Here is a 25682-nt window from a genome sequence, read left to right as displayed (position 1 = left end):
AAAATCCGACTCCGGCTTTAGGATCCGACAATTTCCCGAATCGTATGCAACCGCAGTCGTGAACGGGCAATCGCGGCCCAGATGATGAAACGGTACTTTCTTTTACGGAGCTAAATTGAGCGTATCGCTTTGAACCAACCGCTAAAACGGCCAGAACTGCGATCGGCTTCACATATACGAATTCAAAAAGAAAGATTATTTTGGCGGTATTTGAAAGGAAAACGGCATGGGAGCACGAGCTTTTATGAAAGGTCTGTACTGTACAAGTGCAATCATGCTGGATGGCGGGGGGGATCTTCCCAAATGCGTTATAAAACATCTAACGGAACAACTGGGTTCTGGTGTCCAAAACCAGGCCGCGGAAAAATGCGAGCGGTCCATAGTATGGTCACGGTTAATGCTCCCAAGTGAGTATAACTCACCCGTCAAGGATAAATAATTCCGGTTGTGTGTACTTAAAAAGCAGAGGGGCGTCCCTCTGCTTTTCTTGATCCTTTGCATGACTTCCTAATTTTGAATAGATAAAATCTTCCACTCATTATTTTCCTTAATCATGTAATATATTATAGTTCCTGAGTATATGCAATACTTTGGATCAGACGGCATGATCTGGGATTGAACGGCGAAAGCCTCTATCTCTGTATCGAAAACATGATTAAACTGAGCGTTATCCAGCGAAACAATGATGCTGAGGACATTTTGATTCGGGTTATCCTTGTCATCGGCATCTTCTTCCGAATCGGCATTTTCTTTTGAATATAACCTGGATATGCCTTGAGGATTGTTTTCAAGAGAGTACCTCATTTCTAAGTTTAAAATCTTAACAATATCCAATTCGCCGCCTGGATATTTTGTGGTGTCCACATATCGGGGGGTTACTCCTGCTTTATCAAGAATATGTTGAAACTTTTGCGAAGTATGCTGTGGATCTGGTTTTTCGTTGTTGCCGGAGCACCCGGCTACAATCATCAAACAGAGCTAATGTTCTAATAAGAAAGTCCAAGGGATTTTTCGGCACTCCATTTGGACTCGTCTCTCAGTAGAAAAAATGGATTTAAAACGCTCTGATCGGAGTGCCAAGTTTTGATTCGGTAAATGGACAATCTCCACCCCTTCGTAAAAAAGGGGGTTCCAACGGCCTGAAAACCGCACGATTTCTTAAGACACGCCGATTCGGTAAGCAAAAGCCTGCTTAAATACAGCAATTCGATATGGACGACTTCAGTAGAAAGGGAATCCTGCAAAACTGCAGCAATTTCACCCGTTTCGCTTCGACTTGGAGCAAAAGGGCCTAAAATGATGTAGATGTGCAGCAATTCCTCGGGATGCGGACTCATTGAGCTGAAATTCCTGTAAAATAGCAGCAATTCCCTCCACAGGTTCAAGCCACAGAAGGCGACGTGCCCCTAGAAGGCAACGATGCGTCCAGAAAGCGATGATGCGTCCAGAAGGCGATGATGCCCCCAGGATCCGACGCAGTCTCTTGGAGCCCGTAAATCAGGCCGTTGAGAAAATCCATGTGGATTTTTGGCGATTCATTTTTTATGTGGTGGCTCTCGTCGCTCAATAGAAATAATCGATGTAAAACGCTCAGAGTGCCGAGTTTTGATCCAAAAAAGATTCGTTGCAACATGTTCGTCCCCATGTCCTAACCTTACCCAAAACAGAAACAAGGCGGAAGACCTGCTTCCTCCCCTAAAAATTTATAAATCCACACAAGTTTCGGCCATTCGCTGTCGCTCATTCAGGAACCCGAACAAGAAAAAAAACCGCCCGCGCCCGAAAACAATCCGGTTTCCCGGCAACAAGACGGTTCCATGTAGTGCAATTCTTCCTCTTCCTATGGCAGTTCGACCCACTCATTCGGCCGCTGGGCTGCCAGCAAGCCATACTCGATGATGGTGATGATGGCGACGGTCTGGTCGGAAGGAACCGGAGTTCGCCCCGTCTCGAAGAAGGCAACCATCTCTTGAATGAACAGCTGGAAAAAATCCGATTCCGGCTTCAGGATCCGGCAGTTCCCCGATGCGTACGCAATCGCGGTCGTGAACGGGCAATCGCCGCCCAGATGATGCATCGCCGCCTGCCGGCCATCCTTGAATTCGATCAGGAGCGCGGGCGCGCTCCCGGTTCCAATGAACATGACGCGCTTCGCTTCCGTTCCCAGCAGCGAGACGATTGGTTCGATCTGATGAATCGAATAATTCTCGAACATGCCGGGCCCCCAACTGCAGATCGTCTCGATTCCCGATCGCTCCGCTTCGCGGTATTCCGTCGCGAACCGCAAGGCCGACGAGGAGTACAACGGCGTGCCGTGCTGCGCCGCGCACTCGAACAGGCGCAGCGCCGCCGCCCGATCCGGGGCGAAGGTCTTGTCGATGTACGTCGGCTTCCCCGATGCCAGCGGCAGCTCGGCGAGCGCTTCATGATGCTCCGGGTTGTCGGGTGACAGCACGATGAGATAATCGCTCTCCGCCACGACCTCCTCCACCGTATGGCGCAAGGCGATGCCGTGCTTCTCGCACCATGCCGCGTTGCTCAACCCGCGTTCGGCATTCTTCATCCCGTAAGCATATGCGACCTCCATCGTGCCGCCGGAAGCGGCTCGAATCCAGTCCGGGTACTTGTTCGCATGCCATTCGTCCAAATAATAATCGATGAATCCGATCTTCTTCATGCCCGCGCTCCCTCTTTCACGAATGAAATCTCTCGCCCTTGCTCCGAGGAATCATAGATGGCCTGAATCATTTTGGCCGTCAGGATGACCGTATCGATATGGGACGGCAAGCGCTCGCCCGACTTGACGCAGTCGAGGAAGCTGTTGATCTCGTTCCGGAAATGATCGGTCTTCGTGAACTTCGGGGTGCTCTCCAGCAGGGCGCCATGCTTGGCGCTGTAAATTGTGAACCCGGCGCCGTACTGCAGCCGGATGCCCGCCTTGTCGCCCAGGAAGTCGATATACATCTCATCGACCCCGATATTTTGCGCCCATGCGCCGTTGACCGTAATCGAAGGCCCCGCCGTGCGAATCATCGCGGTGACGAAATCATCGACATCGTAGGTTCCCTCATAATTGGGCGGCCCCGCCCACATGTTGAGGTAGGAGTAATTTTTCATATCCTTGCCCAGCTTGCAATACGTCTGTCCCGTCACCGTCTGCGGCTCCGGATCGCCTGCGCAGTACATGACGATGTCGAGAAAGTGCACGCCCCAGTCAATCAGCGCGCCCCCGCCGGCGACAGCCTTGGTCGTGAAGTCGCCCCCCAGTCCGGGAATCGAGCGCTGCGCGCGGAAGCTGACGTACACGTGATACAGATCGCCCAGCTCTCCGTCCTCGATCATCTTCTTCATAATATTTACTCCCGTGTTAAACCGATTTACGACGCCGATATTCAGCGTCATTCCGGTCTCATGCTGCACCTTCTGCATCTCCAGCGCTTCCTCATAGGTGCGGGCGGCCGGCTTCTCGCACAGCACATGCTTCCCTGCGCGCATGCAATCGATCGCGATCGGGGCGTGGCAATGATTCGGGGTGCATATGGAGACGGCTTCGACGTCCGGATCGTCCAGGATGACCCGATAATCTTCAATCGCGATGCCGCAGCCGTATTTCTCGACCGCCTGCTCCGCCCGTTCCTTGCGAATATCGCAGAAATATTTGATCTCGGCGTCCGGATTCGCCAGATACGCCGGTATGTGGGCGCTGTTGGCAATCGTTCCGCAGCCGATAATCGCAACCATGCTTTTCCTCATTTCGACACCCCTCCCATTATTTGAAGCCGGTTAAGGCTGAACCGGATTGCATGAAGTATTTCTGGCCGAAGAAATAGAGAAGAATCATCGGCACCGCCATAATCGTGGAAGCCGCCATCAGCTTCTCCCACTGGGCCCCGTGATCCTGCTGGAAGCTCTGCAAGCCGACCGTTATCGTCCATTTGGCAGAGTCATTCAAATAGATCAGCGGCCCCATAAAATCAACATAGGACCAGACAAAGGAAAACAAGGCCACGGTGACCAGGGCAGGCTTCAAGATCGGCAGGATAATCTTCGCGTAAATGCGCAGCTCGGAAGCTCCGTCAATCTTCGCCGCCTCGGACAGCTCCGCCGGCACCCCCATCAGGAACTGGCGCAGCAGGAAGATGAAGAACGGCGCCCCGAAGAACGCTCCGATCGTAAGCGGCAGAATCGTATTTACCCAGCCCAGCTTCGTAAAAATGATATACTGCGGAATCATCTGCACCTGCGCCGGCAGAATCATCGTGGCGACCACAATCGAGAAGATGATGTTCCGCCCGCGCCACGGGATCCGGGAAATCGAATAAGCCACCAGCGGAGCCGAGAACAACTGCCCGATAATATTCAGAGCGCAGATGAGGAACGTGTTCATCATATAGCGGGTGAACGGAATCGCCTCGAACGCCGCTTTATAGTTGGACCATTGGAACGTCTCCGGCAAAATGCGCGGAGGAAGGTGGAAGATCTCGTCCGGCGTCTTCAACGAGGTCATTACCAGCCACAAAAACGGAAACAGAAAGAGGATGGAGAACAGAATCAGCACGGCATGAGGCAAAATATGCTTCCGCAACCGGATGGCCATCTTAATCACCTCCGTAATAGACCCAGCGGCCCGATGTCTTCAAGAGCACGAATGTAATCAGCAATACGATCAGGAATAAAATCCAGGCGAGCGCCGAAGCGTAGCCCATCTTCAAATAAACGAACGCCTCCTGATACAGATTGACTGCGTAAAATAACAAGGATTGATCCGGTCCGCCCAGCGATTTGCCTCCGTCCACCTTGCCCCCGGCTAAAATGTATGACTCCGTAAAGATCTGGAATGCGCCAATCAGGCCCATAATGAGCTGAAACAGAATGATTGGCGACAGGGCGGGAACCGTAATTCTCCAGAACCGGTGCCACCAGTTAGCGCCATCCACTTGCGCCGCTTCATAATATTGCTTCGGCACCCCCTGCAGGGCCGCCAGGAAAATCAAGGCGCCTGCCCCGGAGCCCCATAAGCTCATCAGAATCAGTGACGGCTTCGTATACCGGGGATCGAGCAGCCAAGCGGGATCGGGGAGACCGAGCGCGCGGAACACCATATTGATGAGGCCGAAGTCCGGGTTGAGCATCCATGTCCACAGGAGCGCGCTGGCGACGATCGGAATGACCGACGGCAAATAAAAAATCGTCCGGTAGCAGTTGATGCCCTTCACTTTCGTATTCAAGAGCAGCGCGATCAGCAGGGAGCACGTTAACGTAATCGGCACGGATATAAACGCCATAAAAAACGTATTCCCCAGTGACTTATAGAAGCCGCTGTCGGCGATGATTTGCTTATAATTGTCCAGACCGACCCATCTCGGCGGGCTGAACAGATCGTAGTCCGTCAGACTGAAATAAAGGGATCCGAAGAACGGGTATACGGTAAAAACGAGAAATCCGATAATCCAGGGGGAAGCGAATGCCAGGCCAAGATACACATAATGACGCTCCTTCTTCGACCAACCGGCTCCCTTCCCCTGTCGCAACGCGGGCGTGGAGACTCTCATCTTCGCAGCTCTCCTTTCGTGAGCATGTCTCGTCAGGCCAATGCTCCGATCCGAAGCGATCCCAATGGATATTGCTGCAGCGGACCGGAGCCGTCCGGGCGCAATCTATTTCACGAGCGGCTGAATCTTGTCCTTGACCTTCTTCAAGCCTTCCTCCAGACTGATGCTGCCTCGCAGAATGGCGTCATACTGAACGCCGAACTCGGTCATATATTCATTCGCGAAGGAAGTGGCAGGGAAGGACTTCAGGTTGCTGCTTGTCGAGTAATCCAGGAACTCCCTGAATCCCGGCACGTCATTATAGAGCGGGTTCTTGAACGCGGATGTTCTCGTCGGGAGATTCCCGATCGCCGCCGTGAATTCAGCCATTTGCTCCGGCTCGGTCATCCACTTCAGGAACTTCCAGGAGGCATCCGGATGCTTCGCGCCCTTCGGAATATAGAACACGCTCGTCACCACATTCCCCGGGTTCTTCATCTCCGGATTGTTCTCATCATACGGAATCGGCGCAATGCCATAGTTCAGATTCGGCGCGAATTGCTTAATGAAGGTCGGCAGCCATTCGCCGTCGATCGTCATCGCATACTTGCCGGAGAAGAACGGGTTCTGGGCGGACATATATTGGCCAAGACCGGAAGAGAACCGATCCAGATTGTCAGAGCCGTATTGATCCCAGATGCTCTTGGATAGCTCAATGGCCGCTTTCACGCCCGGATGATCCGGCGTCACCTGCTTCGCTTCGGCATCGTAGAACGAACCGCTGTAGGCATAGGCGAAGGTGTACGCATCCATTCCCGGCCATAATCCCAGACGCTGCAGGCGCCCCCCGTCCTCCACGATGCTCAGCGCCTTGATATATTCCTTCAGCTCGCCAATCGTGGCCGGAGGGCCGTCGAAGCCCGCCGCGGCCAATATGTCTTTGTTATAGAACAGCATCGACATATGCATCGCAATCGGGATCGCGTAGGTCTTGCCCTCATACTGCGACGTGCTTAATGCCGCCGGAACGAAATCCTGCAGATCGACGCCATCCTTCGCAATATAATCATCCAGCGGCATCATGGCGCCCCGCAGCCCCCAAGGCACCACGTTCTGGCCGAATTGCGAGGCGATGTCCGGAGGATTGCCGCCGGTAATCGCCGTAAGCTGCTTCTGATAATCGCTCTGGGACAGCCCCTTCACCTGGATGCCGGGATTGGCCGCATTCCACTTGGCGATCAGCTTCTCAATCGCTTCGCCCTCCGGCCCGGTCCATCCGTACCAGAAGCTGAGCTCTACCGCGTCCGCGGAAGAAGCGTTGTCTGTCCTGCCGGCTTCGCTCCCCTTATTCCGGGAGCTGCCGTCTGCATTTTGAGAATTGCCGCCAGAGCATCCGGATACAATCGAGATCATGAGAACGAGAGCAAGACACCACATCAACGATTTTCTTCTCATACTTCATCCCCCCGTAATGATGAATCGAACAACCGTCTGCGACCCTGTTAGGCTAACAAGTACCCATATGGTAGCATGTAAACGGTTTATTTCATTTCACTTTTGACTGTATAAGTGGGATTATCGTATGATTGTCATTCTTTGCCTGCACCGCTTGCTTGCGGAAATAGGTAGGGGAGATGCCCGTATATTTTTTGAAGATTCTGCAAAAATAAGAGAGCTCGTTAAAGCCCGTGGAATAGCATACATCCGTGACGGACAGCTCCGGCCGCATCAGCATGCCGATGGCGTGGAAGATGCGAAGATCGGTGACGTAGCGGTTGAACGTCTTGCCTGTCCATTCCTTGAACAACCCGCAAAAAGTAGACCGCGACAGATTCGCGATCGAGCATAGCGTGTCGAGCTTTAAATTTTCGTGATAGTTCGTATGGATATACTCAATTACCCCGGTCATAATATTTTTATATTTTTCCGACTTCTCGAATCCCGCATCGACCAGCTCCCGATTCACCTGCCGAACCAGGATGGACAGCAACAGCAGCAGGTTCGCCTTCAATAGGATCTGAAAAAAGGGAGATCGCCTCTCATACTCTGCCAGCATCTCCCTCATCAGATTTCGAACCCTGACCTCGATCACGTTCTCCAGCGTAATTTTGGACTGGATGCCTGTCTCCCTACGCAGAAAATACTCTACATAGGCGACATCAAAAAAAGAACGATCCACCGGCTTCTCTTCCAACCGCTCGTTGATAAAGGAGGGCATAAATTCACAGCCGTAGATTTCAAGCTCCTGCTTCGAAGGAATCTCTACGCTATGCAATGTAAACGGGGAGACGACAAAAATATCCCCCGCCGCAATCGCGAACCGCTTGCCGCTCACCATATGATGGAAGGCTCCTTTGGCGACATACCAGATCTGAAAGTAGTCGTGGCAGTGGGTCATTAAGCTCGGTTGGGCCGTCAATCGGTACATTTTGCAGGGCAAGTCCTCCAACATTTCCATCTTGGAATTGAAATAAATAATGCCGGAACGAGTCAATTCATCAATATCAGCGATATTCCATTGAAGCGCCATTGATATTCACTCCTTCGTATTCCGCCTATGTGCTCTGCCTCTCGATTACTTCTCCTCCTTGGAACCGTTTTCCTATGACTGTATTCAAAAATTTAAACATCTTGCTGCAAAAAGAGATTACAATGAAAAGTAATAGATAGTACGTGTCCTCTAAGTAAGAGGAGGAACGCCGGTATGGAGGAGTGGGAATGCCCATGAAGTCGAAAATTGTATACTTGGACGGCGTAAGAGGATTGGCGGCTTGCATCGTGGTGATAAGCCACTTCTTTCAGGTGTTTCTTCCGTCTGTCTTTGAGGGCAAGCCGGAGATAGCGCATTTCGCCTTCGAGGCTGCCGCCGCGCAGACCCCGATCAATCTGCTGTTTAACGGCAACTTTTCTGTATGCTTGTTCTTCGTGCTGAGCGGTTATGTACTGAGTTATCGATATTTCCAGACCAAAGACCGCCTGCATGTCTATTCTTCCGCGGCCCGAAGATACTTCCGCTTGGCCGTGCCCGCTTGGCTGTCGGTTGTCCTGGCTTATGTGGCGATCCTCGCCGGATTCGGATTCTATGATGACATTCAAGGAATCACCCTGTCCTCCATGCCCGATCCGTTCGCGGCGGATACCGGCGTATGGGCGATGATGAAGGAGAGCCTGTTCCACACCTTCTTCACCTATGGATCGCAATACAACCCCGTGCTCTGGACGATGACGTACGAGCTGTTCGGGTCCTTCTTGATCTTTGCGTTCCTGCTGCTGCTTGGGAAGCGCAAGCTGCGGTTCGCCGTCTATGCGCTTCTGATCTGGCTCTGGATGGACTCCTACTATTTGGGCTTCGTGCTGGGCATGCTGCTGAGCGATCTCAAGCATAGCGGCCGGAACTGGCTGGCGGCCCTCAACCGCCCCTGGATTAACGCAGTATTCGTTCTCGTTGGCATCTACCTGGGCTCTTTCCCTTATTGGGCTCCGCAGGGAACCATATATTCCATTCTCGTATGGGAAGCGCCCGGCTTCTCCTTCTTCGAGTTCTACCATGTCATCGGATCGTTCCTGATCCTGGCGGCCCTGTTGAACTCAAGCCGGATGCAGACCCTGTTCAACCGCAAGCCGTTCGCCTATTTGGGCAAAATATCGTTCTCGCTGTATCTCGTGCATTTTACGATAATTTGTTCCCTCGGCAGCTATATCTTCTTGCAGCTCCACTCCGTGCTGCCTTACGGGATGAGCGTCCTGCTGACGATGCTGAATACGCTGCCGGTCATATTCGCTGCGGCCCATCTCTTCGAACGGTTCGTCGATGCCAATACGCTGGCCCTGCTCTCGCGCGGGAGCGAGCGGCTGTTCGGCCCTGCAAAAAGACGAAGAAGGGAGCGCGGCGTACAAGGGGAGAGAACGGTGGGGATGGATTGAGAGGTTTGAAATAAGGCTGCCTGGACGCAAGGTCCTAAGCAGCCTTATTTCACTTGTTACTCCTCGTCCTTCCCCTTGCCGTACGCCGATAGCACCGACTGGAGAAGCCCCGGAAACCGTTCCTCCAACTCCTCCTTGCGCAGGGACATGAACCGCTGGGTTCCGGATATGCGTGTCCGGGTCACCCCCGATTCCCGAAGAACCTTGAAGTGATGCGACATCGTCGACTTCAGGATATCCATCCCCATGTCACCGCATCGGGTCTCCCCGTATTGGCGATAAAACGGATGATCTCCAGACGGATCGGATCGCTTAACGCGTACAGCACAGCCGCCAGTTGAATTTCTTCCACAGGTGGATGATATAAGCTTCTCATGCTCCAATTATAAGCCTACCAATGACATATTTCGATTATTCGAATATTATCGAACTATTGAAATAGAAGGCATGCATGACTCTCTTACACCAAGAAAGGGGTTCTCTCCATTGCAAATGAAATACTTGTTCGCCGCCATTATGTTCACCATCAGTATCGACATCTTTATCATGTCTCCTCTGCTTCCAACCCTGCGTATGGAATTCGGAATCGGGGCCGACACGTCCGGTTGGCTGATGTCCGCTTACTCGCTCGGTTATGCTGTTACAGCCATGATCGCCGGACCGCTGACCGAGCGAATGAACCGCAAAAAAGTGCTGATTGCCGGACTTGCCGCATTTGCGGCCTGTACGGCTTTGTGCGGTACCGCGAACGGGTTCGACACTATGTTCCTGTTTCGCTTCCTCGCAGGTGTGGCTGCTGCCATCACCACTCCGCAGGTGTGGGCTTCGATTCCCCAGACGGTAGCTGGACCCGCTGGTGCTCAAGACGATGGGCTGGGCGACGGCCGGGGCGGCCATAGCCGGCGGGCTGTATGTCCGGTTCGGCGGGTTCCGGAGCGTCGGTCTGATGGTATTGATCGCCATGTTAGCGGCACTCGCCCTGTTTTACCGAAGCGGCCTGTTCGGATCGGAAGCCTCCGTACCAGCATCCGCCGCGGGTAAGGCAGCCGCCAACGACTGAACAGTGGCTTAGCTATACATAGGAAAGGGGCCGTCGGCCCCCTTGTCTATTGTCATATTTCACTGCCGTGGTGCGCACTTCAACAAATCCTTCATATTTTACCTCTGCATACGTCCCTACTACCCCGAATATAGTTATCTAGGGTGATGTCCCATTCATCTTGTATAATAGTATAAAGTGGCCTGGCTATCGGTCTTTCTAATGATATCATTTGAAAATATTATAAATTTTCAACCTTTTCTCATCATTTTTATTCTATGATGGAGCTTGTATGCTTAATAGCTAGGTCCAAGACCCGCCAAAGGTCTAGGATCACAACCGCACTCCAGTCCATTTCCAGTCCGTCCCTTTTCGGATACGATAAGAGTAACAAATTCTGAGAGAAGAAGTAGCCAGAGATGGTGAAGTTATAAATAAAGGGAGATGTTAGGAAACATGTATGATCGGGGTTACGGTAAACAGCCGAAGGAGAAGGTGCTCGTTCTCGCAGGATCGCTCGGCCACGGCCATCTGCAGGCGGCTCACGCGATTCGGGAAGCGGCCCGCACCTGGTGCCCGCAGGAAGCGGAAGTGCATGTCGTCGATTACTTGGAACAGGTGTCGCCGCATCTGCACACGGTCGGTTCGTACTGCTTCGTGCAATGGTTGAAAATGTTCCCGAATATGTACGGCTTTCTGTTCGAGATGACACGCCGGGATCATCGCTTCTCCCAGCTGATTAAAAATGTTCCGCTGACGAGTCTGCGTCCGCTCATCAAGCTGATTCGCGAGCTGCAGCCGACGATTATCGTCAGCACGTTCCCGGCGGCCAGCGCGGCGGTATCCCGCCTGAAGGAGCGCGGAGCTGTGCAATGCGGCCTGGTGACGGTCATCACCGACCATACCGATCACAGCTTCTGGATTCACCCCCATACCGACCGCTATCTGGTCGGATCGGAGGAGGCCCGGGCCAAGCTGGCCGGACAGGGCATTCCCGCCAGCCGGATCGAGGTATCCGGCATTCCGGTTCGTCCGGAGTTCTACGGAAGCTATGACAAAGCAGCGCTGCGCCGCCGCTACGGCCTGGATACGGAGCGGATGACCGTGCTGCTGATGGGCGGCGGCTGCGGCCTGCTCGATCCCGATTTCTTCCGCGCAATGGAAGAAGCCGACTGGGCAGCCGACATTCAGTTCATCGTCATCTGCGGCCGGAACGAGCGGCTGCGCCGCCACCTTGAGGAATGGGCGGCCTCGTCCCCGCTTCATATCCGGGTCGAAGGCTACGTGCAGCCGGTCCACGAATATATGGCCATGTCCGACCTGCTGATTACGAAGCCAGGCGGGGTGACGACGACCGAGGCGGTCGTCCAGCGGCTGCCGCTGCTCGTCTACAAGCCGCTGCCGGGCCAAGAGCAGGACAACATCCGCTATCTGGTCCGCAAGGGACTGGCCTGCCAAGCCGAGGACCCGGAGGATCTCGTGTCCCAGCTCTCGTCCTTCGCTTCCCGGCCTGAAGCGCTGCAATGGATGAGCATCCGCGCCCAGGCGGAACGCCAGCATACGCAAGCCCGCGTGCTGGAAGCGATTCTGCAGGTGGAGCGGCACCCAATCGTGCCGCGCAAGACGGCGAGACTCCGCTTCCGCCGCAATTACGTGTAAACCGGTAAAAACAGCCGTCAGGGTGCTCGCCCTGACGGTTTTTTGCACGGGTTGAGGCGGTTCAGAGCGGGCTAGTTGGGAGCAGCTGGAGGAGTTGGGACTAGTGCCTACTGGTGTCTGCTGGCGTCTGCTGGTGTCTGCTGGTGTCCGCTTCCTTCCATATCCTGATTTGGAGTTGCGTGCTGTTCGTGCTTTCCGCCAAAAATACTGCAATTGTGCAGTTTTCTCAAAGGATCCGTTAGGGGAGCAAGCGAATCCTGCAAATGTGCAGCAATTTTCACGCCATAATCGCTTGAATGGCACTTATCGCAGCGAATTGATGTAATTTTGCAGTAATTTTCCATTATTCGTCCCATTTGCCTATAAAATGCTGTAATACAGCAGGAATTCGCAATCAACGGAGCCGCCAGGGCTCCCTTCTTCAATAAACTTGCCTCACTTCGCACCGCCTCGTATCTGGCGGGCAAGCCGACTCACCGTCTCGTCCGGAACGTCGCGCTTCCCGTATCGGGCTTCGGTGTACGCGTCGCCCAGTTCGCTCTCCACGGGATCGGTGTACGCGTCAACCCACTCGCTCTCGACGGCTTCGGTGTAGACGTCGACCAGTTCGCTCTCGCCCCCTTGACCGCCCTCTGCCCCCCGCTCCCATTGCCGAAGATGCTCCATCGTCTCCTTCGGCGTACGTCCCGGGTCAGGCTCGTACCCTTTCCCGATCGCCTGGCGCAGCCGCTCCCGGTACAGGAAGCGGATTCGCTCGCGATTCGTCTTCAGGTCGTCATAGCGCTCGCGGCGCCAGCGGCGCGCGGTCTGCGCCCACGGCTTCATGACGCGGCGGCGGAGCTTCTCCCATTCGAACGTGGAGGATTGTTCGTCTACATAGTCCGCCGCCTCCGGCTCTGCTTCCCGCTTGCGCAAAAACCGCAGCAGCGCTTCCCAGGCCTGCGGGAACAGCTTTTTCATCAGGAAGCGCAGCAGGAAACCGATTCCGGCCAGCGCCCCGACAGTTAAGGCGACCCAGAAGACGACGGTAATGAGACGCTCCAGCAGCTTCCAGAACAGACTCGGCTCGGCGTTCGCATCGGCCCCGAATAGAGGCATCTGCGGTGCGGCCGGCGGCGGCGGAGGCTCGTCCACGGCGACAGGCTCGCTTCCCGAGAATATCCAGGCGAGCAGCCTGCGCGTCCACTCCATCAGCGTGTCCATCGCCGACCCGAAGGTGAAGGCGACGATAAGCACCAGCGCAAGGAAGAACAGGATGACATAGGACGCATTGAGGCGCACCACCTGGGACGGGACGGAGCCGCGTGCCTCCGCGCTGTAATTCGCCTTGTTCAACTGCGCCCAGTTCATCTGCCAGAGCGTGCCGAAGACGAACAGCACGCCGACGGCGGCCAGATGCGGCTGCAGCTCACGCAGCTCCGGGCGGAAGAAGGAAAGCGCGAACACGAGAAAATAGATGCCGAGCCCCGCCCAATTCCAATGTACGGTATCTCTGAACGCCTGCCGGTTCGCCACAGCCGACGTCCCTCTCCAAAATACGATAAAGCCGCCCGCATACACCGCTATCATCGGCAGACGAAGCGGCGATGCCGTTGCCAGCGCGGCGATGCCGGCCACAAAAAACAGCAGCAGCCAGAGGCGCAGCCGCTTGAATCGCGCCGCAGACTGGAGCGCCGTTCCTGCGGCCGCGCAGGCCGGCCATAGGCCGGACCACAGCAGCGGTCCGGCCTCAGCAGGAGCCGCATACACGCTGATCAGCAGCAGAACCGGGAACAGGATGAGATAATCGAGCAGCGCCCGCAGCAGCGAAATCCCGATGCCTCGCCCCCGGTTCCAATACCAACCCCGGCCGCCTTCCCGGTTGAATTCCCGCTTTCGTTCCCGATTGCCTTCGCGGTTCAGTTCCCGGCTGCTTTCACGGTTCAGTTCCCCGCTCTGATTCCGGCTTCGTTCCAAACCCTTTTCCCGGCTATTGAGCATGGCGCACCTCCTCATCCTGCGTCTCCGGCTTCATGGGAGGCTTCGGCAGCACAAGCCACTCCACGGCGCTGCCGCGCATGCGCATCCGGTTCGCGATCGCTTCCGCCTGGCGGGAAGGCGGGAGCGGCGTCACGATTATATAGTCCATGTCCCCCGCCGGCTCCCACTGCGCAAGGAAGGTGTCGAATGTCATCGTCAGCTCCAGCTCCAACTTCGCCAGCCATTCGAACAGCAGGTGCAAATGCGGCATTCCCGCTCCGGGCGGAAAGGTTAACGCGGTCCCTCTAGTATGGCCGGGCTGGCTTCCGTTGCAGCTAACCCCGGTCTCCATCCCCTGCTTCACCGTCGCATGGGCGATGGAGGCCGCATATGAGAGCGCCGTCTCGACCTGCTCCGGAATCGTCACCTTCGACCACATCCCGTCCGATGTCTCGAAGTTGACCAGGATCATCAGCTTGCGGTCGGCCGTATAATCGAACTTGTGCACTTGAAGGCGGTTCGTGCGGGCCGTTGCCTTCCAATGCACCGATTTGAGCGTATCGCCCGGGCGGTATGGCCGGACCCCTGATTTCCAGAATGGATCCTCCAAGATCCAGCGGCGTACAGGAATGTCCCCAATCCAGCTCTTCGTCGACAGTGGAAGCTGATCCAGACTAAGGAGCGACGGATACACGGTCAGCTCCAGCCCCAGCGGAATTCGGCGCACGGCATCGAAGACGCCGAACGGATCGCCGGCCGTCATCGTGACGCTGTCCAGCCGGTAGATGCCCCGCTTCACACATGTAATCTGATGACGCCGAATAACGCGTGTATACGGTTTCAACGCGAACAGGCTTCGATGGTTCTGGGAGAGCTCCCCGACGTCCATCTCCAGATTCTGCTGCTTCCCGAAGCGAAGAGCGCTCGGCATCATCGACTCCAGCCGGACCCAGGGCAGAGGCAGCAGCTTGTCGTTGCCGATCGTCTCCGTCATCTCCAGCGTCTCGCCGGCGAACAGCTTTTGCTTCGAAAATGTGCGGGTATAAGAGACCCGCCGCAGCTCCCAACGTCTATACAGCATACCTTGCGCAGCCAGCGCAAGGCCGAGGAACACAATCAGCCAATGCAGCGGCATAAGCGTCACTCCGCCGCGCGGGCTTCTGCCGGAACCGGCACCTGGCTTATGATCTGGGCCAGGACGGAAGCGGCGTGATCGTCCCGCGATGCGGCCGCATGATGAAGCAGCAGGCGATGCGCCAGCACCGGAGCGGCCATCGCCTTCACATCGTCCGGCGATACGTAATCCCGCCCGCGGATGACAGCATAGGCCTGTACGGCGCGAAGCAGCGCCTGGCTGGCCCGCGGGCTGGCTCCCAGCGCGATGTCCGGGTGGCTGCGCGTCCGCTCGACGATCCCGAGCACATATACGAGGATGGCATCGTCAACATGGACCCGGGTATATCCGGCCCGGGCCGCCTTGATATCCTCCCGCGTCGCGGCCGGGGCAAGCTCCTGTATCGGATCCTCGGTGCGGAAGCGCGACAGGATGCGCAGTCCTTCCTCGAATGTCGGATAGCCAAGCTTCAGCTTCAGCATGAAGCGGTCCAACTGGGCCTCCGGGAGCGGGAACGTGCCGAAGTTGTCGAGCGGGTTCTGCGTCGCCAGCACGATGAACGGCTCTTCGAGCGGCATCGTGACGCCGTCGATGCTGACCTGGCGCTCTTCCATGCATTCCAGCAGGCTGGATTGGGTGCGCGGCGTCGCCCGGTTAATCTCGTCAGCGAGCAGCAGGTTCGTGAAGACCGGGCCCGGCCGGAATTCGAATTCGCCCCGCTTCTGGTTGTACACATTCATTCCGCTCAGATCGGTAGGCAGCAGATCGGGCGTGAATTGACGCGCTTGAAGGTGCCGTCGATCGACTTGGCGATGGATTTGGCGAGCAGCGTCTTGCCTGTGCCCGGGACGTCCTCCAGCAGCACGTGGCCGCCGGTGAACAGAGCGACGAAGATACGGTCCAGCGTGTCGTCCTTGCCGACGATAACCTGCTGCACATTGCGTTTAATCGCTTGGGCAAGCGCATGAATACGGGATAAGTCCATAGATCGAAGCACCTCGTTTCCGTCGTGGTTACTGCTTCTATGTTACCCTTTTTTGGGAGGCTCGGCTACGGTTAACCCTGAACTGGTGCGGCGAGGGCAAGCGCAAGGGGGATCTGAGGTTAAGAGAGAGTCGGGCCTTCCTCTCCATTGCCCGCCGCCGTGACGGCGAACCCTTCCTTTGTCAAATGATTGCCCACCATCTCCACGATGCCGGGATCGTCTTCAATCTGCAAAATATGCTGCTTCATCCTCTATCCTCACACCTTCACTGTTGTGCTCTGTTACGGCTTGTGTCGCGTGGCGGCATAGCTGCCGGATGCCCGGGACTCCCGTTCTGCCCAGACGCCCTTCCCAGGCAGACAGATCATGCAATACTGCCTCAGGTCGCTGTTCCGCAGCCGGATCGTATCCACGACCGTGAAGCCGTAATGCTCATACAGCCCGACATTGCGCGGATTTTGCGTCTCCAAGGTACAGGCGATTCCCCGTTCGCGGCATTCGGCCAGCAATGGGGACATCATCTTCCGCACCCAGCCCTGGCCCCGGTATTGCGGCTGCACCACGAGCATGTCGAGATGCAGATAAGGCTGGTCGCCCAACGAGGCCAGCCAGGCCGAGCTCATGCTGCGCAGGCCCGACAAGCCGCGCAGGAAGCCTGCGGGACCGATGCAGCGGCACATGCCTAGCGACTTCGCGACGGCCCGGGCAACGCCCCAGGCGTAGCTCACGCGGGAAGCCCAGGAGGCTCCCATCCGCTCCGAGCGGAAGATGAGCGCGACGGCCTCCATGTTCTCGGATGTCGCATATAAGCCGCCGTAATCATACAGCAACTCGATATAATTTCGGAAAAACAGCTTCAACACTTCCACGCGGGTAGACGGATCAGGCAGCAAATGCACATACAATCCGTCTTCCTTGAACCCTTCGGCCATGACCGCGGCCGCGTCTTCCATATGCTTGCGTTCCAAGAGCAACAGCTTGGCCCTACAAATAGTTCCACCCCGAATCTTCGGAATATGGCCCCTGCGCCGGTTTGCGGCGCCGGAGCTTCTCCTGTCATCGTACTGCGCCGGGGCAGCCGCGTCAATTGTTCCCAGTGCAGATTGAACGGATTCGCTCCACCTGCGGGCGAAGCGTGGCCGCGTGCCGGAACAAGCAAAAGGGGCTGTCCAATAAGTCAAAGAAAAATGAGGGAGGGCAAGACGGGACAGCTGCGAATTGCGGAGGTGGGGGAGACGGTGAGATGTGACGAATGTGGAGGTGGGAGAGACGGCGGCGGGACGAGCGGCGGAAGAGGGGGAGGCAGCGAATCCTGCATATGTCAGAGTGTTGAGAAAGTCTATGTTAATTACCCATTCACCGCGTTAATTTGGTATAATGTTCTTATCATAATCCATGGAAAGCGCGGTGTTTGTATGCTTTACACGAATGATCCCAACCCACAACTGGACTATGAACTGGTTTGTCTTGAGCATATGGTTGCCCCTGATCACTTGCTTCGTCATATCGATAAACATATTGATTTTACCTTTATTTTGGACCTTGTGCGTCCTTACTACAGCGAGTCGAACGGCCGACCATCTGTGGATCCCATTGTGTTCTTTAAAATGCTGCTGATCGGCTACTTGTATAACATTCGCTCAGAGCGAGAACTGGAGCGAGTCGTCAACGATTCCCTGGCTTTTCGGTGGTTCTTACGGCTCGGGCTTTCCGGCAAAGCGCCTGACCATTCGATCTTTAGCTGGAACCGGAAAAATCGGTTTAAGGATACTACCGTCTTCCAAGATATCTTCGATAATATCGTTCAGCAGGCGATTCAGCACAACATGGTGGGAGGGCGGCTGCTCTTTACCGACTCCACGCATATCAAGGCAAATGCCAATAACGGACGGTACGAGAAACGAGAAGTCACTTGTACGCCTTATGAATATCTCCAAGAGCTGGAGCAAGCCGTGAATGAGGATCGGGTCGCTTTTGGAAAAAAGCCACTGCCTCCCAAAGAGGAGGCCGAAACCAAGGAACAAAAAGTTAGCTTAACAGATCCGGATAGCGGAAACCTGAATCGGGATGGAAAACCGGAAGGGTTTCATTATTTAGATCACCGCACCGTAGATCATAAATACAACGTGATTACGGACTGCTACGTTACGCCTGGAAATGTGAATGATTCGGTTGTTTATGTGGATCGTCTACTACATCAAATAGAGAAGTTTGGCTGGGAAAAGTCGCTGGAGGCCGTTGCACTCGACTCTGGTTACATGACGGCCTATGTTTGTTACCGTACGAACAAATTAAACATCACGGCAGTTATTCCAGAGCGTTCGACCCGTGAACACGGTGTATTTCCCAAAGAGAAATTTCATTATGATGCAGAAAAGAATGTTTTTATCTGTCCAAACCAGCAAGAACTCACGTACCGCACCACAACACGAAAAGGATTCAGAGATTATAAATCCGATCCCAAACAATGCGCTGCCTGTCCATTATTGAGCAAGTGTAACGAGAACAAAAATAAACAACGCACCATACAACGGCATATCTGGGAAGAACACAAAGAGAAAGTAGTTCAAAACTTCCAGAGTGAGAGCGGAAAAGCCGTTTATGCCCTACGCGCCCAAACCATTGAGCGAAGTTTCGCGGATGCCAAAGTGCTCCATGGACTTCGCTATTGCCGGTTTCGGGGAAGAGACAAGGTGCAGGAGCAAGTGCTGATGACAGCCACTGCACAGAACATAAAAAAGATAGCCACACATCTCGCCAGAAGGGTGGGGTAAAGCAAAGACCCCATCCCCCCTCCATTCTCTCTCACCAAACACCACTTTTTCCCAGCAAAATGATATTACATTGATATTACTTCGTAAAAAACAGGGGTTTTCCAACAGCCTGATATGTGCAGGAATTTACGCGATTTCAGCAGCGATCTGATGCCATTCCTGTAAAAATGGATCATTCTCGCCGATTTTTTCTTTCAATCCATTGGTATAGCTGAAATTCCTGCGGTTTTGCAGGAATTCCTTTAACGGAGGAAACTTCACAAGGGAAAACTGTAATTTCGCAGTTTTTTGGCAAGTCGATTTGTTAGAAGCAAGCGGGGTTGTCTCAGTGTAGCTAAAAACTACTTATGGGACAGCCCCCCGGCCCTTACAGTCCGACCTGGATAAACAAATTATCGGCATCAGGAAACATATGTTCTCAACTCGGGCTATGGCCCACGCTCATCCAGCCAACCGAGCGTCTTGGCGACGGAGACGGCCTCATGGAGATTCCCTCGTATTCTCTCGATTCCAAGCGATTAAATTTCTTCTTTTCATTATACCGGAAGATGACCGGGAAGGACGATGAAAAAGCGCCTTTTCCCGAAAAGAGTCTTTACATTCAGGGCGGTCCCGGTATAATGGGAAGCGTAAAAGAAGCAATGCCAACCGCATATCCGTGAACACTAGGGGTGCTTGCTCGCAGGCTGAGAGACAGCGGATCGCTGTTAACCCTTACGACCCGAACTAGATAATACTAGCGTGGGGAAGTGTAGGCAGATTACGATGATTCGCGCTCGCCGAAGGAGGCTTTCCTTCCTGGCAGCCGCTCTTCCGTATGGCGAACCGCACTTCCCGGAGGTGCGGTTTTTTGCTGTTTTACGATCATTCGGAGATACGGGAGGAATTCGCAATGAAAAAATCAATGTGCGGCACCGGCCAGATCGCCGGCTGCCGGTTCTCGCTCTATCCGATGAGCGATCGGTTCATGGAGCTGATTCTCGGCGCCTTGGAGGCGACGGACCTGTCCAAAGTATGGTCGAAGAGGGATGAGGTAAGCACCTGCGTCCGCGGCAAGACGGAGCATGTGTTCGATGTGGTGAAGTCGATCTTTCTCCACTGTGCCCAGTCGGGCGTTCATACCGTGCTGAATGCTACCTTTTCGATCGGATGTCCCGGGGACAGCGAAGCCGATTATTACATGACGGAGGACGCCCATCGCCTGAATGAAGAGCGCTCCCGCCCGATCGCGGTCCAGACCGATGCGCAGTTCTCGCTCTATCCGCTCGGCACGCCGGATTATATGGATACCATCTATGACATTATCGGTCTTGCCCGGGAGGAAGGCACCTTCACCAAGGGGGTGCATTATGCGAGCGGGCTGCAGGGCGACGCGCATGACGTATTCGCTACGCTGGAGCATGCCTTCGAGCGGGCGCGGGCAAGCGACAGCACTCATATTGTGCTGACGGCGAATATTTCGGCGCATAGCCCGAGCCGTAAGTCATGAACGCGGGAAGCGGAAGGGAGAGCCATATACCGATGCAACATTGGAAATTAAAGGATATCGTCATGCTCAGCTCGCTGTCTGTTGTCTTTGCCGTTGTCTATTTGCTGTTCTTCCAGGTGGGCAATGTCCTGGTCGGCTTCATGGGGCCGATGGGCTACGAGGTCATCTTCGGCATCTGGTTCATCGTGTCGATTATCGCTGCCACGATTCTGCGCAAGCCCGGCGCCGCCGTCATCGAGGTGCTGATCGGCAACGCGGTCGGGCCGATCTTGATCGTGTCCGCCCTCATTCAAGGGCTGGGCGCCGAAGCGGCCTTCGCCGCCACCCGCTACCGCAGCTACAGCCGGAAGACGCTGATGCTGGCCGGGGTCGGGGCGGCCCTGTTCAGCTTCGCATGGGGCTACTTCCGCAGCGGCTTCGGCGCGTACTCCGCCGGCCTCGTCATCGCGATGCTGGCCGTCCGCTGCGTCAGCGGAGCGTTCATCGCAGGGCTGCTCGGCCACGGCATCGCCCATTCGCTGAAGCGGACCGGCGTGCTGCGCAGCTATCCGATCGCGAAGGAAGGCGCCCGCGCCGCATGAGCCGCGTGAATGTGAATGTAAGCCGCGTGAGCGAGCGCGTGGCGGCGATCGAGGCCGAGGGGCTGACGCTCGCCTTCGCGGCGGGCGCGGACCCGATCCTGTCCGGCATCGACGTCCGCATCGGCGACGGCGAGACGGCGCTGCTGCTCGGCCCGAGCGGCTGCGGCAAAAGCTCGCTCGCCCTCTGTCTGGCCGGGCTGTACCCGCACGCCATCGACAGCGAGGTGCAGGGCCGGGTGTTCGTCTACGGGAAGCCGGTCAGCGACCGGTCGGCGGGCGATGCCCCTTGGGCGGCCGGCATCGTGTTCCAGGATTTCGAGAGCCAATTCTGCCTGCTGCGGGTCGAGGAGGAAATTGCCTTCTGTCTGGAAAACCTCGGCTGCCCGCGGGAGGAGATGGACGGGCGCATCAGCGGGGCACTGGCGGCAGTGGACCTCGCCGCCTGGCGCAAGGCGCCGATTCACGAGCTGTCCGGCGGCATGAAGCAGCGGCTGGCGCTGGCCTGCGCCATCGCGATGGAGACGCGTCTGCTCGTGCTCGACGAGCCGACGTCGAATCTTGACCCGGCGTCCCGCAGGCAGTTCGCGGCGCTCGTCCGCGAGCTCGCCCGGGCGCGCGGTCTGGCCGTGCTCGTCATCGAGCATCAGCTCGACGAGTGGATCGGCCAGGCGGACCGGCTGCTCGTGATGGACGCCGGCGGCGCCATCGCTTACGACGGGCCGCCCGCCGCATATTATGCCGGCGCGGCGCCGGAAGCGCCCGGCATCTGGCAGCCGGGCCCGCTTCGGCTGTACCGCGAGCTGAAGCGGCTTGTCCCGGGCGAGGAACCGCGGGCGCCGGCGGCGGTCTTGACGGAGCAGGACCTCGCCGCCGAGCTGGCCCGATGGAGCGAGGCGGGCCAGGAGCGCGCGCTGAGGGCGCTGACCGCGCCTTCTCCGGCCGGCTGCAGGCCTGCCGGAGAACAGTCCGGCGGCGGAACGGGCGGAGACCAGGCCGGAGGCAGATCAGGCGGGGTCCGGGCCGCGGGCGCTCCCGATCCCGCCCCTCTGCTGGAGGCGGAAGGCTTGCGCTTCCGGCGCGGCGGCCGCCCGGTGGCGGACGGCATCTCGCTGACGCTGCGCGCGGGAGAATGGGTCGCCATTGCCGGGCCGAACGGGGCGGGCAAATCGACGCTCGCCTCGCTGCTGTCCGGGCTGAATGAACCGGAAGCCGGAACGGTCCGGCTGCAGGGAAAACCTCTCGGCGACTACACGGAGAAGAAGCTCCGGACCTGGATCGGCTACGTTTTCCAAAATCCGGAGCATCAATTCATTACCGATACGGTCGCCGATGAGCTTGCCTTCGGGCTCCGGCTGCAGGGCATCGCGCCTGCGGCGATCGAACGGGCGGTTCAGGAAGCGCTGCGCCGCCTGCGGCTGGAGAACGCCGCCCAGGCGAGCCCGTTCTCGCTCAGCCAAGGCCAGAAGCGGCGGCTGAGCGTCGCTTCGGCGCTGACCGATGAGCAGAGGCTGCTCATCCTGGACGAGCCGACCTACGGCCAGGACGCCGACACGACCCGCGAGCTGATGGACATGCTCGGGGAACGGGTCCGGCGGGGGGATGCGGTTATCATGATTACGCATGATATGGAGCTGGCACACGCGTATGCGGACCGCATCATTGTCCTCCGGGACGGACGCGCCGCCTATGACGGACCGCCGGCCACGCTGTGGTCGGACTATGCGGAGCTGGCGGCGGACTGCCAACTGCTGCCGCCGCTCCGCTGCGCGGCAGCCGGCAGGCTGGCCGAACTTATCGCGAGCGGGAGGGAGAAGCATGCTGAGCTTGCAGGAATGGAATCCGAGCATTAAGGGATTGGCGGTCATCACTGCCGTTATTCTGTTGTCGCTGACCCTTGATCCGATTACGCCGCTGCTGGCGCTGATCTGGACCGCATCAATGACATTCGCGCTTGGCCGCGTGTCTTGGAAGAAATGGCTGCTCGGCTTCGCTCCGTTTCTGATCATGAGTATCGGATATGTATGGACGGCGATATTGCTTCCGCGGGCAGGAGCGGACGGGTCTTCTGACGTGGTATGGCAGTGGGGTGCCTTCTCGGTAACGGCAGCGGCGCTGCATCAAGCGCTCTCGCTCGGGCTGCGGGTGCTTATCTTCTCGGCGCTGTCGCTTCTCTTCATCCTGACGACGGACCCCGTCCGCTTCATGCTGAGCCTGATGCAGCAGTGCAAATTGTCTCCGAAGTGGGCATACGGCATCCTGGCAGGCTACCGCTTCCTCCCGTTCTTCCGGGAGGAGCTGCGGATTCTGCAGCATGCCCACCGCATGCGCGGCATGGAACGGGAACGCGGCTGGCGGGGCCGGCTTCGTGCCATGAAGCGGTACGCCATCCCGCTGCTTGCCTCCGCCATCCGCAAATCGGAGCGCGTCGCCGTCGCCATGCTGTCCAAAGGTTTCACCGGCAAGCGGGAGCGCCCCTATTACGTGCGCCTGCGGGTGACCTGGAAGGATTGGCTGCTCTTGCTGCTGCTCATCGGCGGCATCTGCGGATGCTATCTTTTGTCCTGGCAAATGGGCTCGGTGAGGCTCTATCGGGGGGAATTGTAAACACTCCGCTGCGCTCCCGCTTCTAGGGACGGGGCGGCCATTCCCTCATCAACCGGCTTGCCGTTCAGCGAACCGGGATATAGAATCATATTGATTATGGGGGGAGGAAGGCGCGAAGCGCTCATCAAACGATTCGATAATAAGCGCCTCCCTATCCTGCTCATAGCCATTCTTCTCCAGCCAACGGTAAATGGAATGATAGGTCGCATGAACGTGCGCCCGCTCTAAAGAGCCATAGTGCGTGAAAAGAGCATACATGCGCGCGGGAATGTGCAATTGAATAAAATCATCGGGAATCGTTCAACATGTTCTACCTCTAAGGTGACATAATAGGTGAACTCTTTGTCCCGATTGTGAGCGAGACCGAAGCGTATACCTCCTGCAGATAGCGCCACATCGTGCGATAAGACACGCCGAACTCATCCGCCAGTTCCTGCACCGTATACCTTTTTTTCGAATTCAGTTTCATCATCAGTTCGGTTAACCGCCTGCTTTTCGCCACGTCCATCCCCTGCCATCAAATTTTTTTGAACTATGACAGTTTTTGACCAAGTTTACTGCTAGCGTAAAAGAGCAAGAAAAAATGATCAAACTGGGAAGGAGTATGAACGATGGCAGGAAGTATTGTGACCAAAGAGGAGTTCAAAAAATAGCGGGAATGGGATGGACAGGCCCTTTTTCGGCCGCGCCTGCGATTCCGAGTCTGTGGCGAGAGTTCGCGGAACGCGTGCATGAGATTGAATACCGGATCCATCCCCGCCAATTTATCGCGGCTAGCCATGACCGCCCGACGGACTTTACGTCTTATATCGGTGTGAGGTGTCTGATTGGGGTCAGCTGCCCGATGTAATGATCGGCCTTACGATACCGACGCAACGGTACGCCCCCTTCACCTGCACAGGTCCCATGGCCCAAGTGTCCGGTTTCTATGTGCGATGCTTTGACTGGATAAGGCAGGAAGTATATGAAAAAAATGTTGCCGTGCTCGGTCTCGAAAGCTACGATCAACGCTATCATCCCGCCATTGACGATCCGGATCGGGAAACGAACGCGTTCGAGATCTATATCCCCCTCCAATCCTAGTCGCTCCTTGAGGGCGAAGCGAATGACGGAGGCCGTCCTCCTCTCATGAGGCTCCGGCGCCCGCCGGTAAGCCGGCCGCACCGGAGCCGCTTAGCCAAGTTGTGACGAGCTCCGCCTGCAGCCGCTCCCGATCTGCTCCCCCCTCCAGCCAGACCTCGCTCAGGCGGCGGATTCCCTCGTCGATCCGGTCGATCGGAATGCCGCCGAAGCCGAGGAAAAATTCTTTGCGGCTCTCTGCGGGCGGCGCTGTCATAGAGATCGCCGATAGGAATGCCGTCCTCCTCCAACGATACGGGCATCACCTCGTAGCCCTGCTGGCGAAACGTGGCCGGGCAGAGCAGATAACCCGGATTCTTCACGGCGATATGGCCGGCATGTTCCCGCAATAGCTTGGCCAGCATCGTCAGCAGGACATGCGGATCCGAGCCGACGATGACCTGCTCCTTCGTACAGCGCACTCCCCTGAATTGATGCGTATATTTCGCGATTTTCTCCCGCAAGCCCGGTTCTCCCTGCGGGTCTCCATACCAGAGCAGCTCCTTCCGCTCCGGGGCGAGAAGCTCCTGGAAGATGCTTCGCCACACCCGGTATGGAAAGTGGGTCCCATCGATGCTGGACAAGTGAAAGTCGTAAGGATACGTCCTCGCGTCCCGGGCGGGCGCCGCCCGCTGCGTGATGGCGTCCTCTTGCGAAGGCCGCTGCGGCTCGTCCCCGATCCCGAGCCGCAGGTACGGCTCCGGCAAATGCTGCACGTAATATCCTTTGCGCGGCACGCTGGCAATGAATCCTTCCGCGGCCAGCTGGTTATAAGCCAGTTCCACCGGCGCCGGACTGAGCGACAAGTAGTCGGCCACTCTGTCAGCTTGCCGTTGATTCCCGGCTGGCGGCTTGGTTCATTCCTTGACGCACGGGCGGCCTGATTGCTTCCTTGCCCCGCTGG

Annotated in this window: 25 protein-coding genes, 2 pseudogenes and 1 riboswitch; of the genes and pseudogenes, 10 read left to right on the top strand and 17 right to left on the bottom strand. The window is 56.5% G+C overall.

Annotated features, from left to right (window positions below; translation table 11 throughout):
- Positions 1-507: 507 nt before the first annotated feature.
- From OCY70_RS08495 to OCY70_RS08465, 7 genes are all read right to left on the bottom strand, one after another.
- Positions 508-864 (bottom strand): hypothetical protein, encoded by a 357-nt coding sequence (locus tag OCY70_RS08495; protein WP_261948757.1) that lies wholly within the window; start codon positions 862-864, stop codon positions 508-510.
- Between the two features lie 976 nt (positions 865-1840).
- The gene (locus OCY70_RS08490; protein ID WP_213429326.1) at positions 1841-2677 is read right to left on the bottom strand and encodes a hypothetical protein; all 837 of its coding nucleotides are present in this window, start codon (positions 2675-2677) and stop codon (positions 1841-1843) included.
- Positions 2674-3753, bottom strand: a complete 1080-nt coding sequence (locus OCY70_RS08485; protein WP_213429327.1) for a Gfo/Idh/MocA family protein — start codon at positions 3751-3753, stop codon at positions 2674-2676. The genes OCY70_RS08490 and OCY70_RS08485 overlap by 4 nt, the downstream gene beginning before the upstream one ends.
- Positions 3754-3769: 16 nt before the next feature.
- The gene (locus tag OCY70_RS08480) at positions 3770-4597 is read right to left on the bottom strand and encodes a carbohydrate ABC transporter permease (protein WP_213429328.1); all 828 of its coding nucleotides are present in this window, start codon (positions 4595-4597) and stop codon (positions 3770-3772) included.
- Between the two features lies 1 nt (position 4598).
- Positions 4599-5552, bottom strand: coding sequence for a carbohydrate ABC transporter permease (locus tag OCY70_RS08475; protein ID WP_261944764.1), 954 nt, complete (start codon positions 5550-5552; stop codon positions 4599-4601).
- A 105-nt stretch (positions 5553-5657) separates the two neighbouring features.
- Positions 5658-6986, bottom strand: a complete 1329-nt coding sequence (locus OCY70_RS08470) for an ABC transporter substrate-binding protein (RefSeq protein ID WP_213429330.1) — start codon at positions 6984-6986, stop codon at positions 5658-5660.
- Between the two features lie 91 nt (positions 6987-7077).
- Entirely contained in the window at positions 7078-8061 is a 984-nt protein-coding gene (locus OCY70_RS08465) for an AraC family transcriptional regulator (protein ID WP_213429331.1), read from the bottom strand.
- A gap of 194 nt (positions 8062-8255) precedes the next feature.
- Between OCY70_RS08465 and OCY70_RS08460 the strand changes: the two genes are divergently transcribed.
- Positions 8256-9455 (top strand): acyltransferase family protein, encoded by a 1200-nt coding sequence (locus OCY70_RS08460; RefSeq protein WP_213429332.1) that lies wholly within the window; start codon positions 8256-8258, stop codon positions 9453-9455.
- 56 nt (positions 9456-9511) lie between these two features.
- Here the strand turns inward: OCY70_RS08460 and OCY70_RS08455 are convergent.
- A pseudogene (locus tag OCY70_RS08455) lies at positions 9512-9831 on the bottom strand (ArsR/SmtB family transcription factor).
- Positions 9832-9947: 116 nt separating this feature from the next.
- Between OCY70_RS08455 and OCY70_RS08450 the strand changes: the two are divergent.
- From OCY70_RS08450 to OCY70_RS08440, 3 genes are all read left to right on the top strand, one after another.
- Positions 9948-10496 (top strand): MFS transporter, encoded by a 549-nt coding sequence (locus OCY70_RS08450; RefSeq protein WP_249725361.1) that lies wholly within the window; start codon positions 9948-9950, stop codon positions 10494-10496.
- Between the two features lie 454 nt (positions 10497-10950).
- The gene (locus tag OCY70_RS08445) at positions 10951-12153 is read left to right on the top strand and encodes an MGDG synthase family glycosyltransferase (protein ID WP_213429334.1); all 1203 of its coding nucleotides are present in this window, start codon (positions 10951-10953) and stop codon (positions 12151-12153) included.
- A 103-nt stretch (positions 12154-12256) separates the two neighbouring features.
- Positions 12257-12478 (top strand): hypothetical protein, encoded by a 222-nt coding sequence (locus tag OCY70_RS08440; protein ID WP_261944763.1) that lies wholly within the window; start codon positions 12257-12259, stop codon positions 12476-12478.
- A 110-nt stretch (positions 12479-12588) separates the two neighbouring features.
- Here OCY70_RS08440 and OCY70_RS08435 read toward each other — a convergent pair whose 3' ends face one another.
- The 6 genes from OCY70_RS08435 to OCY70_RS08410 form a co-directional block, all read right to left on the bottom strand.
- Positions 12589-14133, bottom strand: coding sequence for a DUF4129 domain-containing protein (locus OCY70_RS08435; RefSeq protein ID WP_213429336.1), 1545 nt, complete (start codon positions 14131-14133; stop codon positions 12589-12591).
- Positions 14123-15247, bottom strand: coding sequence for a DUF58 domain-containing protein (locus OCY70_RS08430; protein WP_261944762.1), 1125 nt, complete (start codon positions 15245-15247; stop codon positions 14123-14125). The genes OCY70_RS08435 and OCY70_RS08430 overlap by 11 nt, the downstream gene beginning before the upstream one ends.
- 5 nt (positions 15248-15252) lie before the next feature.
- Positions 15253-16044, bottom strand: a complete 792-nt coding sequence (locus tag OCY70_RS08425; RefSeq protein ID WP_261944870.1) for an AAA family ATPase — start codon at positions 16042-16044, stop codon at positions 15253-15255.
- The gene (locus tag OCY70_RS08420; protein WP_261944761.1) at positions 15972-16211 is read right to left on the bottom strand and encodes an AAA family ATPase; all 240 of its coding nucleotides are present in this window, start codon (positions 16209-16211) and stop codon (positions 15972-15974) included. Before OCY70_RS08420 ends, OCY70_RS08425 begins: the two co-directional genes overlap by 73 nt.
- A 119-nt stretch (positions 16212-16330) precedes the next feature.
- On the bottom strand, positions 16331-16459 hold the full coding sequence (locus OCY70_RS08415; RefSeq protein ID WP_373871489.1) for a hypothetical protein: 129 nt from the start codon (positions 16457-16459) through the stop codon (positions 16331-16333).
- A 33-nt stretch (positions 16460-16492) separates the two neighbouring features.
- A complete protein-coding gene (locus tag OCY70_RS08410; RefSeq protein WP_213429338.1) occupies positions 16493-17164 on the bottom strand; it encodes a GNAT family N-acetyltransferase in 672 nt (223 codons plus the stop codon).
- A 462-nt stretch (positions 17165-17626) separates the two neighbouring features.
- On the opposite strand from OCY70_RS08410, the gene OCY70_RS08405 reads away from it, so the two are divergent.
- The 5 genes from OCY70_RS08405 (at position 17627) to OCY70_RS08385 (ending at position 23659) form a co-directional block, all read left to right on the top strand.
- Positions 17627-18985 carry an IS1182 family transposase gene (locus OCY70_RS08405; RefSeq protein WP_261944512.1) on the top strand — a complete coding sequence of 453 codons (1359 nt, stop codon included), beginning with the start codon at positions 17627-17629 and terminating at the stop codon, positions 18983-18985.
- 657 nt (positions 18986-19642) lie between these two features.
- Positions 19643-19750: riboswitch (TPP riboswitch) on the top strand.
- Between the two features lie 127 nt (positions 19751-19877).
- The gene (locus OCY70_RS08400) at positions 19878-20474 is read left to right on the top strand and encodes a YkoF family thiamine/hydroxymethylpyrimidine-binding protein (protein WP_213430308.1); all 597 of its coding nucleotides are present in this window, start codon (positions 19878-19880) and stop codon (positions 20472-20474) included.
- Between the two features lie 32 nt (positions 20475-20506).
- Positions 20507-21055, top strand: a complete 549-nt coding sequence (locus OCY70_RS08395; protein ID WP_213430309.1) for an ECF transporter S component — start codon at positions 20507-20509, stop codon at positions 21053-21055.
- Entirely contained in the window at positions 21052-22905 is a 1854-nt protein-coding gene (locus OCY70_RS08390; protein ID WP_213430310.1) for an ABC transporter ATP-binding protein, read from the top strand. The genes OCY70_RS08395 and OCY70_RS08390 overlap by 4 nt, the downstream gene beginning before the upstream one ends.
- Entirely contained in the window at positions 22871-23659 is a 789-nt protein-coding gene (locus tag OCY70_RS08385) for an energy-coupling factor transporter transmembrane component T family protein (RefSeq protein ID WP_213430311.1), read from the top strand. The genes OCY70_RS08390 and OCY70_RS08385 overlap by 35 nt, the downstream gene beginning before the upstream one ends.
- A gap of 48 nt (positions 23660-23707) precedes the next feature.
- On the opposite strand, the gene OCY70_RS36070 is transcribed toward OCY70_RS08385, so the two are convergent.
- On the bottom strand, positions 23708-23941 hold the full coding sequence (locus OCY70_RS36070; protein WP_390905241.1) for a GyrI-like domain-containing protein: 234 nt from the start codon (positions 23939-23941) through the stop codon (positions 23708-23710).
- A 34-nt stretch (positions 23942-23975) separates the two neighbouring features.
- Entirely contained in the window at positions 23976-24167 is a 192-nt protein-coding gene (locus OCY70_RS08380) for an HTH domain-containing protein (RefSeq protein WP_261944760.1), read from the bottom strand.
- 308 nt (positions 24168-24475) lie between these two features.
- On the opposite strand from OCY70_RS08380, the pseudogene OCY70_RS36065 reads away from it, so the two are divergent.
- Positions 24476-24742: pseudogene (locus OCY70_RS36065) on the top strand (GyrI-like domain-containing protein); the annotation flags it as partial.
- Here OCY70_RS36065 and OCY70_RS08375 read toward each other — a convergent pair.
- The gene (locus OCY70_RS08375; protein ID WP_249725510.1) at positions 24739-25596 is read right to left on the bottom strand and encodes an aminotransferase class I/II-fold pyridoxal phosphate-dependent enzyme; all 858 of its coding nucleotides are present in this window, start codon (positions 25594-25596) and stop codon (positions 24739-24741) included. The pseudogene OCY70_RS36065 and the gene OCY70_RS08375 overlap by 4 nt on opposite strands.
- Between the last annotated feature and the right edge of the window lie 86 nt (positions 25597-25682).

This window comes from Paenibacillus melissococcoides (assembly GCA_944800085.1).
In the GTDB taxonomy this organism is placed as follows: Bacteria; Bacillota; Bacilli; order Paenibacillales; family Paenibacillaceae; genus Paenibacillus_B; species Paenibacillus_B melissococcoides.
Note: the sequence above shows the minus strand (reverse complement) of the source record. Positions and strands in the feature narration are given on the sequence as shown.

Coding starts and splice junctions, on each gene's coding strand:
- OCY70_RS08480 (WP_213429328.1), bottom strand. CDS start 4,597: ATGGCCATCCGGTTGCGGAAGCATATTTTGCCTCATGCCGTGCTGATT.
- OCY70_RS08410 (WP_213429338.1), bottom strand. CDS start 17,164: ATGGAAGACGCGGCCGCGGTCATGGCCGAAGGGTTCAAGGAAGACGGA.
- OCY70_RS08420 (WP_261944761.1), bottom strand. CDS start 16,211: ATGGACTTATCCCGTATTCATGCGCTTGCCCAAGCGATTAAACGCAAT.
- OCY70_RS08405 (WP_261944512.1), top strand. CDS start 17,627: ATGCTTTACACGAATGATCCCAACCCACAACTGGACTATGAACTGGTT.
- OCY70_RS08430 (WP_261944762.1), bottom strand. CDS start 15,247: ATGCCGCTGCATTGGCTGATTGTGTTCCTCGGCCTTGCGCTGGCTGCG.
- OCY70_RS08460 (WP_213429332.1), top strand. CDS start 8,256: ATGAAGTCGAAAATTGTATACTTGGACGGCGTAAGAGGATTGGCGGCT.
- OCY70_RS08465 (WP_213429331.1), bottom strand. CDS start 8,061: ATGGCGCTTCAATGGAATATCGCTGATATTGATGAATTGACTCGTTCC.
- OCY70_RS08450 (WP_249725361.1), top strand. CDS start 9,948: ATGAAATACTTGTTCGCCGCCATTATGTTCACCATCAGTATCGACATC.
- OCY70_RS08435 (WP_213429336.1), bottom strand. CDS start 14,133: ATGCTCAATAGCCGGGAAAAGGGTTTGGAACGAAGCCGGAATCAGAGC.
- OCY70_RS08485 (WP_213429327.1), bottom strand. CDS start 3,753: ATGAGGAAAAGCATGGTTGCGATTATCGGCTGCGGAACGATTGCCAAC.
- OCY70_RS08400 (WP_213430308.1), top strand. CDS start 19,878: ATGAAAAAATCAATGTGCGGCACCGGCCAGATCGCCGGCTGCCGGTTC.
- OCY70_RS08380 (WP_261944760.1), bottom strand. CDS start 24,167: ATGGACGTGGCGAAAAGCAGGCGGTTAACCGAACTGATGATGAAACTG.
- OCY70_RS08445 (WP_213429334.1), top strand. CDS start 10,951: ATGTATGATCGGGGTTACGGTAAACAGCCGAAGGAGAAGGTGCTCGTT.
- OCY70_RS08395 (WP_213430309.1), top strand. CDS start 20,507: ATGCAACATTGGAAATTAAAGGATATCGTCATGCTCAGCTCGCTGTCT.
- OCY70_RS08490 (WP_213429326.1), bottom strand. CDS start 2,677: ATGAAGAAGATCGGATTCATCGATTATTATTTGGACGAATGGCATGCG.
- OCY70_RS08470 (WP_213429330.1), bottom strand. CDS start 6,986: ATGAGAAGAAAATCGTTGATGTGGTGTCTTGCTCTCGTTCTCATGATC.
- OCY70_RS08415 (WP_373871489.1), bottom strand. CDS start 16,459: ATGAAGCAGCATATTTTGCAGATTGAAGACGATCCCGGCATCGTGGAG.
- OCY70_RS08390 (WP_213430310.1), top strand. CDS start 21,052: ATGAGCCGCGTGAATGTGAATGTAAGCCGCGTGAGCGAGCGCGTGGCG.
- OCY70_RS08475 (WP_261944764.1), bottom strand. CDS start 5,552: ATGAGAGTCTCCACGCCCGCGTTGCGACAGGGGAAGGGAGCCGGTTGG.
- OCY70_RS08385 (WP_213430311.1), top strand. CDS start 22,871: ATGCTGAGCTTGCAGGAATGGAATCCGAGCATTAAGGGATTGGCGGTC.